This is a genomic window from Streptomyces sp. NPDC046557, from assembly GCF_040645975.1.
In the GTDB taxonomy this organism is placed as follows: domain Bacteria; phylum Actinomycetota; class Actinomycetes; order Streptomycetales; family Streptomycetaceae; genus Streptomyces.
The window spans coordinates 92562-102880 of the sequence record NZ_JBEYZH010000007.1; the positions used below are offsets into that span (position 1 = coordinate 92562).

General features: G+C 71.7%; 12 protein-coding genes. 6 read left to right on the plus strand and 6 right to left on the minus strand.

What is annotated here, in order from left to right; all coding sequences use genetic code 11:
* Nucleotides 1-2: 2 nt before the first annotated feature.
* Nucleotides 3-764: a DUF6227 family protein gene (locus ABZ934_RS16420; protein ID WP_361313110.1), complete on the minus strand. Its 762-nt coding sequence runs from the start codon at nt 762-764 to the stop codon at nt 3-5.
* A 192-nt stretch (nt 765-956) separates the two neighbouring features.
* Here ABZ934_RS16420 and ABZ934_RS16425 point away from each other — a divergent pair, with 192 nt between their 5' ends.
* Nucleotides 957-1619, plus strand: a complete 663-nt coding sequence (locus ABZ934_RS16425; protein ID WP_361313112.1) for a vitamin K epoxide reductase family protein — start codon at nt 957-959, stop codon at nt 1617-1619.
* Between the two features lie 152 nt (nt 1620-1771).
* Here the strand turns inward: ABZ934_RS16425 and ABZ934_RS16430 are convergent, their stop codons facing one another.
* Nucleotides 1772-2182 (minus strand): rodlin, encoded by a 411-nt coding sequence (locus ABZ934_RS16430; RefSeq protein WP_361313328.1) that lies wholly within the window; start codon nt 2180-2182, stop codon nt 1772-1774.
* A gap of 283 nt (nt 2183-2465) precedes the next feature.
* Here ABZ934_RS16430 and ABZ934_RS16435 point away from each other — a divergent pair, with 283 nt between their 5' ends.
* Both ABZ934_RS16435 and ABZ934_RS16440 read left to right on the plus strand, forming a co-directional pair.
* Nucleotides 2466-2930 (plus strand): hypothetical protein, encoded by a 465-nt coding sequence (locus ABZ934_RS16435; protein WP_361313113.1) that lies wholly within the window; start codon nt 2466-2468, stop codon nt 2928-2930.
* A gap of 179 nt (nt 2931-3109) precedes the next feature.
* Nucleotides 3110-3352: a chaplin gene (locus ABZ934_RS16440; protein ID WP_361313115.1), complete on the plus strand. Its 243-nt coding sequence runs from the start codon at nt 3110-3112 to the stop codon at nt 3350-3352.
* Between the two features lie 81 nt (nt 3353-3433).
* Here the strand turns inward: ABZ934_RS16440 and ABZ934_RS16445 are convergent, their stop codons facing one another.
* From ABZ934_RS16445 to ABZ934_RS16460, 4 genes are all read right to left on the minus strand, one after another.
* On the minus strand, nt 3434-3781 hold the full coding sequence (locus tag ABZ934_RS16445) for a hypothetical protein (RefSeq protein WP_361313117.1): 348 nt from the start codon (nt 3779-3781) through the stop codon (nt 3434-3436).
* Between the two features lie 160 nt (nt 3782-3941).
* Nucleotides 3942-4982 carry a chaplin gene (locus ABZ934_RS16450; protein ID WP_361313119.1) on the minus strand — a complete coding sequence of 347 codons (1041 nt, stop codon included), beginning with the start codon at nt 4980-4982 and terminating at the stop codon, nt 3942-3944.
* Between the two features lie 121 nt (nt 4983-5103).
* Nucleotides 5104-5337: a chaplin gene (locus ABZ934_RS16455; protein WP_361313120.1), complete on the minus strand. Its 234-nt coding sequence runs from the start codon at nt 5335-5337 to the stop codon at nt 5104-5106.
* Nucleotides 5338-5600: 263 nt separating this feature from the next.
* Nucleotides 5601-6011 (minus strand): rodlin, encoded by a 411-nt coding sequence (locus ABZ934_RS16460; protein WP_361313122.1) that lies wholly within the window; start codon nt 6009-6011, stop codon nt 5601-5603.
* A 370-nt stretch (nt 6012-6381) separates the two neighbouring features.
* Between ABZ934_RS16460 and ABZ934_RS16465 the strand changes: the two genes are divergently transcribed.
* The 3 genes from ABZ934_RS16465 (at nt 6382) to ABZ934_RS16475 (ending at nt 10296) form a co-directional block, all read left to right on the plus strand.
* Nucleotides 6382-7500 carry a DUF3344 domain-containing protein gene (locus ABZ934_RS16465; RefSeq protein WP_361313124.1) on the plus strand — a complete coding sequence of 373 codons (1119 nt, stop codon included), beginning with the start codon at nt 6382-6384 and terminating at the stop codon, nt 7498-7500.
* Nucleotides 7501-7597: 97 nt separating this feature from the next.
* Complete coding sequence (locus tag ABZ934_RS16470; RefSeq protein WP_361313330.1) at nt 7598-8794, plus strand: glycosyltransferase; 1197 nt, start codon at nt 7598-7600, stop codon at nt 8792-8794.
* A 2-nt stretch (nt 8795-8796) separates the two neighbouring features.
* Nucleotides 8797-10296 (plus strand): sugar transferase, encoded by a 1500-nt coding sequence (locus tag ABZ934_RS16475; RefSeq protein WP_361313332.1) that lies wholly within the window; start codon nt 8797-8799, stop codon nt 10294-10296.
* Nucleotides 10297-10319: the final 23 nt, after the last annotated feature.

The following is a 10319-nucleotide window of genomic DNA, read 5'->3' on the forward strand; positions in this document are numbered from 1 at the left end:
CGTCAGCCGACCCGGGCGCGCAGCTCCATCGCCTCGCGCGCCGCGGCCTCGCTCTCGTACACCTCGCACATGTGGCGGCCGTCCGGCGTGGCCGTGTGCTCGACTTCCCACAGGCTCACCTCGCTGCCGTCCACCAGCACGAACGCGTGCTCGTACAGGGTGAACCCCACGCCCCGCCCGTCCCCCCGCCACTGCCGACCGCCGAACGCCTGCGTGATCTGGTGCGCGTACGCGGAGCGCAGGCGCAGCGCCACGCCCTCGCCGGGCCGGTCCGCGTTCTCCGCGCGCCGCAGCACCCGACGGGCGTGGTCGGCGGACTGCTCCACCGCGTACTCCCGGTGCGGGGCCGGGGCCGGGTCCGCGAACAGGGCGCTCAACGCGGCCTCCCCGTCCTCCGGCTCCGCCCCCGTCGGCGCCGGCTCCCGCGCCACTTGGGAGGGGACCTCACCGAACAGGCGGCCCACCGCCAGGCAGAGCTCGGACCGGCCGGCGAACAGCTCGTGGCGCACGACCGTGTCGCCCTTGCGCCGGTAGACCAGTTCCCAGAGCGATCGCGCCCCGCCGTCGGCCAGGAGGTAGGTGTGTCGGTGGGTCTCCCGCCACAGCCCCGCGGACGGGCTGTGGTGGGTGGTGTGCAGCGAAGAGCTGTGGGCGAGCGCCGTGCGCAGGCGCCCGACCAGCCCGTCCGGCAGGTCGAAGGAGTTCAGGGCGCGGCCCAGGAGTCGATCGAGGTGGGCCTCGGTTGTCTCGTACGGATCGCTCAAGGTGGGTCTCCAGGCCGTCGCAGCTTGTCACTTCGCGGAAGCACAACGTAGCCCCTGGCGCTGACATCACGTCCGGGATTCGTTAAAACGTCCGGGAAGTATCAGGGGTTCCCGCCACCCCTTCAGGTCAACTTGCGTACACATACGTACGGTTGGCCCCGGTCTGCGACGGAGCGCGGGACTATGGGCCGCATGGCAACGAACGGCATGGCACCCGACAGCACCATCACCGCCCCGGCGGGCCTCCCGCGCCAACAGGACCGCTCCAGACGCACCGGGGACGAACCCGCGCGCGCCACACGGGTATTGGCGTGGTTGCTGATCCTCACCGGCGCCGCCGGCGTGCTGGCCTCGTGGGTGATCACCCTCGACAAGTTCCTCCTGCTGGAAGACCCGTCCTTCAAGCCCGCGTGCAGCCTCAACCCAGTGGTCTCCTGCGGCAGCGTCATGAAGAGCGAACAGGCGCACGCCTTCGGCTTCCCCAACCCGATGCTGGGGCTGGTGGCCTACGGTGTCGTCGTCTGCGTCGGCGTCGGCCTGCTCGCCGGGGCCCACTACCGGGGTTGGTTCTGGCTCGGACTGAACGCCGGAACGCTCTTCGGCACCGGCTTCTGCACCTGGTTGATGGTCCAGTCCCTGTACGAGATCAACGCGCTCTGCCTGTGGTGCTGTCTGACCTGGACGGCGACGCTGCTGATGTTCTGGGCGGTCACCGCGCACAACCTCCGTACGAGCGCGGCCCCCGGCCCGCTGCGACAGTTCTTCACCGAGTTCGGCTGGGCCCCGCCCGCCCTGCACCTGGGGATCATCGGGATGCTCATCCTCACCCGGTGGTGGGAGTTCTGGACGAGTTGAGGGCCGCCCGGCCACGCGCGAGGGCCCCGGCAGCTGGAGGCTGCCGGGGCCCTCGTCACATCACACCGCATCGCTTCGACCGCTTCACCACGTCGCTCCACGGGCGCCGGGGCCGGACCGGACGGCCGGTCAGGCCGCCGGGGGAACGACGGTCAGCTGCCGTTGGACAGGTTGCCGGACAGGACCGGGATGTTGTCCAGGATGTGCGAGAGCGGCTCGTCGCCCTTGGCCTGGGTGGAGTTCTCGGTGCACTGCTGGTTCTGCGGGTTGGACAGGACGTTGATGTCCTGGACGCCGACGTTGACCAGGGCGACCAGCGACTGGACGTTGACCTTGGCGGGCAGGGCGATGCAGGGCTTGTTCAGCGTGCCCTGGACCAGGCCGAGCTGCGGGCTCATGGGGCCCTCGGTCTTCTGGTTGCCGTAGATCTGGGTGGCCCCGTTGCCGTTGACGGTGTTGATCCCGTTGTCGTTGCCGATGGCCATGGCCGGGGCCGCGACAGCAGCGCCCGCGCCGATGGCGGCGGCGGTGACCGCGGCAGCAGTCATGATCTTCTTGAGCATCATTGGTCCTTTTGTCGCACGAGTGCCCGCTAGTGGAGCGCCCTGATCAACGGCCTCCCGGAGGGGTTGGTTCCGCTGCTTCACTCAAACGGCCCGTTCGGGCGAGCGTGTTTACCCGGCCCGGGTGAGGGCGCTCCGGACGTGTGCGCGAAGTCCGTACGCGACGCGGACGGAGGGGGCCGTCCGTGGCCCTCCGGTTGCGCTCCGTGCAAGGTGTTCGCACGGTGGGTAAGGAAGTGGATCGTTGGGGTCCATTTCTGTGCGACCACTGTGAGGAAGACCCATGCGCACGAAGCCGTTCCGCACCCGCGTCCTTGTCCCGTCGGCCCTCGCCGCCGTCATACTCGCCGGCGCGGCAGCCCCTGCGGGCGCCGCGGGCGGTGACAGTTCCGCCGCGCTGACGCGTCGAGTGGCGGCCGTACAGCAGCAGATCCGGGGAGTCGAGGCCCGGGCCGCGGCGGCCGGTCCGGTCGACGACCTCCTCGCGAGCCTCCTGAAGACGCTGCAGGACCTGCTCAAGTCGTTGACGGGCCTGCTGCCGGCCGGGGTGACACTGCCGCCGATCGAGCTGCCGAAGCTCCCTACGCTGCCGGACATCCCCGGGCTGCCGACGCTGCCGGTCGCGACGCCCAAGAAGACGCCGTCCGTCTCGGTCCCCGCCGACCCGGCGGTGCCGCCGGCGGCGAGTCCGCTCAAGCCGCCGACCAACCTGGTCCCCGAGATCCCCGACGTGCCCGACCTTCCCTGAGGGCACGAAGGGCCGTCCGCCGGGCGGCGGAGTGCGGCCGGGACGGGCCGCGAGGTTACGACCATTGAGCCGAACAGGTCTGATCTCGTCCGTCCCCGTGTCGTCGGGGAGCCAGAACCGTTTCGCTCGATGTGAGCCCCGGGATCGGGGCAGGACGTCGAAGAGAAGGTGCACTTCCCATGAACTCTGCTGCCAAGAAGGCCGCCGTGGCCCTGGCCTCCGCTGGTCTCGCTGTGGCCGGTGCCGCGGGCGCCGCTTCCGCCGACGCCACGGCCGAGGGCGCGGCCGTGGGTTCGCCCGGTGTCCTCTCGGGCAACCTGGCCCAGGTCCCGGTCCACGTTCCGATCAACGTCTGCGGTAACTCCGTCAACATCATCGGTGCGCTGAACCCGGCGTTCGGCAACGTCTGCGTCAACGACTGACGTCGGCACAACAGACTGTGGGCGCCCCGGCTTCGCCGGTGGCGCCCACAGTCATGTCGGGACCGGATCGGTCCGATCTGCTCAGTTGGCCCCGCCGTTCAGGTGGACGCCGCCGAGCATCGGGGTCGCCTGGGTGGCACCGTCCGCGAGCTTCATCACCTCGCCGGGCGCGTCGTTGCGGACCTTGTTGACGCTCTGCACGGTGCCGACCACCTTGCCCACGGAGTCGCCCTGCTCGGCGAGGGCGTTGCCCGCCGTCTGGGGGAGCGCCTCGGAGACGGGGTTGACCGCGTTCAAGGTCTCGGTCACCCCGCCCGTCAGGCTCATGGGGGGCAGCGCGGCGGGCGTCTCGGCCGCGAACGCGGGGGCGGTGGCGGCGAGTGCGGCGACGGAGCCGGCGACGACAGCGGCGACCTTCGTGAACTTCATTTTTTCGAAATCCTTATCCAGCGGCGACCGTCGCGCCGCTTTCGACCTGGTTAACGATTCCCGGCGGATACGGAAACGCGCGAGCGGGCAAGGCGACGGCCGGAGAATCCGAACAATGGATTCTCCGGCCGATATTTCTTCTGATTACCGGTATTGCCGGTCAGGCGGCGCGGGACCGCCGGTAGAGAATGGCGCCGCCCAGGACCAACGCCGCGGCGAGCGCCGCCGCGGCCCCGGGCTGCCCGGCTCCGGTGGCCGCCAGCTCCGGAGCGTTGACCTGGGGGTGGGCCGCGACGGGAGCGGGTGCCGGAGCCGGTGCGGGTGCGGGTGCGGGTGCGGGGGGCACGTGGACCGGGACGTCACCGGCGGGGGCGGCCGGCGGCTGGTCGGCGGGACGTGCCGCCTCCGGTACGGGCGCCGGGGCCGGTCGCTCCACGACCTGGCTGCCGTGCGGCGGCGCGGAACCCTCCTCCACCGGTGCGGGAAGCGTGTGCGGGGCCTCCTCGACCGGCGCCGGGAGGGTGTGCGGGGCCTCCTCGGCGGGCGCGGGCGGCGACGGGTGCGGGGCGGGGTGCGCGGACCGGGGGTGCTCGTCGCACTCCTCCTGGTCGCGGCTCCCGCCGTACCCGTCCTCGTGCGAGACCTCGTGCCGGGGGCGGGCCTGCGGCGGGACGTCGTGCCGGGGCGCCGTGTGTTCGGGGGCCGGCCGCTCGGGCACCGCGTGCCGAGGGGCTTCCTGCCGGGGCGCCGCGTGCTGCGGGGCTTCCTGCTGCGGGGCCGCGTGGCGGGGCGCCCGGCCGCGGGGGGCGTCCTGCTCCCGCTCTTCCTCGTGCGTCGGGCGGGGCAGCGCGTGGCGCCCCTGCCGCTCGTCGAGGTAGTGCTCGAACGCCCGGGCGTGCTCGGGGCTCAGGTAGCGCTCGTAGTCGAAGTCGGTGTCGGAACCGGTGGTCGTGGCGCAGGTGTTGCCGAACGCCGGGTTGAGCGCCGCACCCCCGTCCACGCTGTTGCCGCAGACGTTGGGGCTGAACGTGATCGGTACCGAGACGCTGTTGCCGGACGCCACACCCGGCGAGTGCGCGGCTTCGGCCATCGCCCCGGGGTACGCGTAGGCCGCGCCGGTAGCGATCGACAGCAGGCTGGAAGCGGCCGCCGCCGTGAGCATCCCCTTGCCCAGTACTTGTCGGCTCAGTACCTGTCGCATGGGTCCTTCCCTGTCTACCGGCGTTCGCGCCGGTGCTGTATCGAAGCGGCCTCGGAGTGCACCGCCGTGCACTCCGAGGCCACTGGCGAGGAGGTGTGCCCTTGCGGGCGCGCGCACTCCGTCAGTCGTTGACGCAGACGTTGCCGAACGTGGGGTTCAGCAGCGCGATGATGTTGACGGTGTTGCCGCAGACGTTGACCGGGATGTGCACGGGGACCTGGACCAGGTTGCCCGACAGGACGCCGGGGGACCCCACGGCCGCGCCTTCGGCACTCGCGTCGGCCATGGCGGGAGCGGCGGCACCGGCGGCCATCAGAACGCCGGCGGCCAGCACCACTGCCTTCTTGTACGTCATTTGTTTTCGATCCTTCCTGCAGAGGCGTATCCACTGCGATACCAATAACGAGTGGCTTCGTAAAAAGAAACCGGGGATTTTTCGGAGGGAGTGTTTATTTCACCCCGATGCGCCGCCGCCCGGTGCCCGCCGTCCGTCTCCCGAATTATCAGGACGGATGAGTCGGGAGCCCAGGACCGGGCCCGTGCGATATCGGGCCCCATATGCGGCGGGGCCGCCGCGACCCGAAGGTGCGGCGGCCCCGTCCCCGACGCGGGGTGCGATCAGCTGCCGGCGGAGGCGTTGCCGGAGAGGATCGGGATGTTGTCCAGGATGTGCGAGAGCGCCTCGTCGCCCTTGGCCTGGGTGGAGTTCTCGGTGCACTGCTGGTTCTGCGGGTTGGACAGGACGTTGATGTCCTGGATGCCCACGTTGAGCAGGGCGAGGATCGACTGCACGTTGGCCTTGGCCGGCAGGGCGATGCAGGGCTTGTTGAAGGAGCCCTGGATCAGCGCCATCTGCGGGCTCATGGTGCCGTAGGTCGCCTGGTTGCCGTAAATCTGCGAGGCGCCGTTGCCGTTGACGGTGTTGATGCCGTTGTCGTTGCCGATGGCCATCGCCTGCGGCGCCATGGCGGCACCAAGACCCACGACGGAGGCGGCAACCGCTGCGCCGGCCGCAAACTTCTTGATCATTGTCGTCCCTTTTTTGCAGGATTGCCCGTTACTTGGAGCACCCGGATCAACGGCGCGGTCCCGGCTCGGGTTGCGTGTCTTCACCCGGATGCCGAAGTTTCGGACATCACGGTTGACGTCGGACGTTGACGCGGGGGTGTCGAACCAGGGGGTCGGGGGCGGCGCCGCGGTGGATGCCGGGGCGGCACGTGTGCGCCCGTTTCCTCTTCGGGTTCGAACAATGGTGCACCCGCATAACGACCCGCCGGCACCGAGGGTGCGTGTTATCGCCCAAAAGGCCGTACGAGCGAGTCCCGCGTGATTTCAGTCCTGGGTTCTGACAAAATTCACTCCTGTTTTGCTCCCTTGGTCGAAAATAGGAGGCAGGGTCATGGGTTCCCCCCGAAGAATCCTCGGCGCACTCGGTCTTCTGTCCTGCCTCGTCTTTTCGACGTACGTTCCCGCGGCCGGCGCGATCGCCGCGACCGCCCCGGCGACGGCGTCCGCGTTCAGGGAGCTGCCCCGCGTCCCGTTCGTCCAGCGCTACCAGGCCGTGCAGCACGGCGGTCTCGTCCGGGCCTCCAACTCCTCGATCACCTGTCGCAAGGAGGAAGCTCCGCAGGCCGAGCCGTGCCCCGAGGTGAGGCGCGGCGCGAGCGGGGTCAACGGCGACTACGACATGTTCTACACGGAGGTCGACAAGGACCCCGACACCTACAACTCGACCCGTGCGGAGCTCAAGATCCCGCAGGGGGCGAAGGTCTCGTACGCGCGGCTGTACTGGGGCGGGAACCTGCGCGTGGGCGAGCAGAAGCCGCCGGAGGACAGCGGTCGGGTGCTGGTCGCCGAGCCGGGCGGCGCCTACAAGGAGGTGCTGGCCGACACCGTGGTCGGGCACCGCACCGACGCGGCGAGCGACGCCTACCAGGCGTCGGCCGACGTCACCCCGCTGGTGCGCAAGGGCGGTACCGGGATGTGGACGGTCGCCCAGCTGAACATCGCCATGGGCCGCTCGGAAGCGGGTGCCTGGGGCGGCTGGACCCTCGTCGCCGCGTACGAACAACCACAGGAACCACTGCGGCGGGTCTCGCTGTGGGACGGCTTCGAGGGGCTGGCGGCCGGGGCGGGCCAGGCGGCCGCGCAGACGGTGGAGCTGGCCGGGCTGAACGCGCCGGCGGGGTCCGCGGGCCGGATCGGGGTGGTCGCGTACGACGGCGACCGGGGCAACCTCGGGGACTCGCTCACGGTGACCGCCGACAGTGGCCGCCGGGTCAGCATCAGCGACTCGGAAAACCCTTTCAACGACGTCATGAATTCCACCATCACCGAATTCGGGCAATCGTTCGTGCGGCAGCCCGAATATATGAATAATCTCGGATACGACGCGGACGTGTTCGATCTGAGCCCCGCCCTGTCCGGTGGCGCCCGCAGTCTGAACTTCACGTTCACGGGCGAAAGCCAGGGTCAATTCCTCGGTGTGCTCTTCGTTCAGACAGACGCGCGCCGCTGAACGCAGGAGACCACTCCACGTGCCGACACATCGTCCGACAGCACAGTCCCCGCACCCACCCTCCGAGACGGTCACCGGGCCGTTCACCGTCCTCCACCTGGTCCAGCCCGTCGACGGCGGGGTAGCCCGGGTCGTCACCGACCTCGTCCGGGCCCAGTCCGCCGCCGGGCTGCGCGTCGTCGTCGGCTGCCCCGACGGCGGACGGCTCGGCGAGGCGGCCCGCGACGCCGGGGCCGAGGTCCACACCTGGCACGCGGGACGCTCCCCCGGACCGGCCCTGCCCGCCGAAGTCCTCGGCGCCCTACGGCTCGTCCGCGGCGTCCGCCCCGACCTGCTGCACGCCCACAGCGCCAAGGCCGGCCTCGCCGGTCGGCTCGCCGTACGCGGCTCCCTGCCCACCGTCTTCCAGCCCCACGCCTGGTCCTTCGACGCCGTCGGCGGCGCCACCGCCGCGCTCGCGCTGCGCTGGGAGCGGTTCGGGGCACGCTGGGCCGACCGGGTGCTCTGCGTCAGCGAATCGGAACGCCGGGCAGGGGAGTCGGAGGGCGTCACCGCCCACTGGTCGGTGATCCGCAACGGCGTGGACCTGTCCCACTTCCACCCCGGCCGCGGCGTCCGCGACGAGGACCGGGCCGGCGCGCGCGCCGAACTGCCGCTGCCCGCCGCCTTCCGGGGCGACGGGCCGCTGGCCGTCTGCGTCGGACGGCTCTGCCCGCAGAAGGGACAGGACATCCTGCTCCGCGCCTGGCCGGAGGTGCTGGGAACAGTCCCGGACGCCCGGCTGGTCCTGGTCGGCGACGGCCCCGACGGCGAGGCACTGCGCCGCGCCGCGCCGTCCGGCGTGCACCTCGCGGGAGCCGCCGCCGACATCCGACCGTGGCTTCGGGCCGCCGACATCGTTGTACTGCCGTCGCGGTGGGAAGGAATGGCGCTCGCCCCGCTCGAAGCCATGGCCTGTGGCCGCCCGGTCCTGGTTTCCGACGTCAGCGGTGCCCGGGAAAGTCTGCCGCCCGGCCAGGGACGGCTGTGCCTGGTGCCTCCGGAGGACCCGACGGCGCTGGCCAAGGCCCTGGGACGGCTGCTCGCCGAACCGAGGCTGCTCACCGAACTGGGGGAGCAGGCCAGGCAACACGCCCGGACCGAGTTCGACGTGCGGCGGACCACGGACGCGGTCACCGGTCTTTACCACGAACTGCTGGGCAGGCCCGCCCCCTCGCCCCGCCGGGGGGACTCGCCCCCCGGCTCGACCGGGGGGACCCCCAAGCCCTCGAACATGGAGCGCATCAGCCGATGACGATGGACAGCGCACCCGCCCGGCACACCGGGCAGAGCGGCACGGGGCCCGCCGGCGGCACCACCGCCGTCCGCCGTACCGTGACCGCCATCCACCCCCCGCGCCGGCCCAAGGCCGAGCAGGCCCGGCCCGCCGTCCGGCCGCAGCGGGCCCGGCGCCGCGACGGCAACCTCCCGCTGCTGACCGCCGACGCGCTGGCCGCCGTACTCACCGCGACGTCCGTACCCGGTCTGGGAACCACCGGTGGACTCGCGGTCCCCCTCGCCGTCCTGGTCACCGCGCTGCACGCGCAGGCCGGGCTCTACCGGCCCCGGCTCGCGCCGTCCGCGCTGCGCGAACTGCCCGCACTGGCCGGGCGGGCCGCGGTGCTGTGGTGCGGCGCCGCCGCCGTCCTGGCCGCCGTCCGGCCGGGGCAGGCGCTCGGCTGGGAGGCGCTGCTGAGCGCCCTGTGCGTGCAGACCGTACTGGCCTGCGCGGGCCGGGGGCTGGTCAACCAGCTCCGCCGCCGGGCAGCCGTCCGCAGACCCTGCTCCGCGCTGGTCGTCGGGCGCGGCGAGGGCGCGAGCGCCGTCGCCGCCGCCCTGCACGGGCGGCGCGAATACGGGCTGCGGCCGGTCGGGATCGCCGACACCGGATCCGCGCCCGACGCCGAGAGCGGCCCGCTGCCGATCCTGTCCACGCACGAGGACGTCCGGCGCGCCGTCATCCAGAACTCCGTGCGACACGCGGTGTTCACCCGGCCGCCCGAGGCCGACGAGCGCACCGCCTCGCTGGTCCGGCTCTTCCACGACCACGGCTGCCGACTCTGGCTCGCCGATCCCGCCGGGACCGCGAAGGTCACCGGCATGCGCGTGCCGGAGCCCGCCGACCAGCTCTGGGGACACGCCGTACAGCCGCTGCTCCCGCGCCCCGCCCGGCCGCTGGAGCGGTACGCGAAGCGAGTCATCGACTCTTCCCTCGCCGCGGTCGCGCTGCTGGCCGCCGCGCCCGTGATGGGCGCCTGCGCGCTGGCCGTACGGCTCTCCGACGGGCCCGGGGTGATCTTCCGCCAGGAACGCGTCGGCCTGTACGGGCGACCCTTCACCCTGCTGAAGTTCCGCACCCTGAGCGCCGACGCACACGAGTCCGCCACCCGGTGGACCGTCGCCGGGGACCGCCGGATGAGCCCGATCGGCTCCTTCCTGCGCAAGTCCTCGCTGGACGAGCTGCCACAACTGTGGAACGTCGTCCGGGGCGACATGAGCCTGGTCGGGCCCCGTCCCGAGCGGCCCTTCTTCGTCGCGAAGTTCAGCACCCTGCACCCCGGATACGAGGCCCGCCATCGGATGCCGGTCGGGATCACGGGGCTCGCGCAGATCAACGGCCTGCGGGGGGACACCTCCATCGAGGACCGGGCCCGCTTCGACAACCACTACATCGACACCTGGTCGCTGTGGCAGGACCTGTGGATCCTGGCCCGGACCGCGGCCTCCTTCTTCCGTTTCCGGCTGGGAGGCAGCTGAGCATGACCCTCGCCCTATCGAAC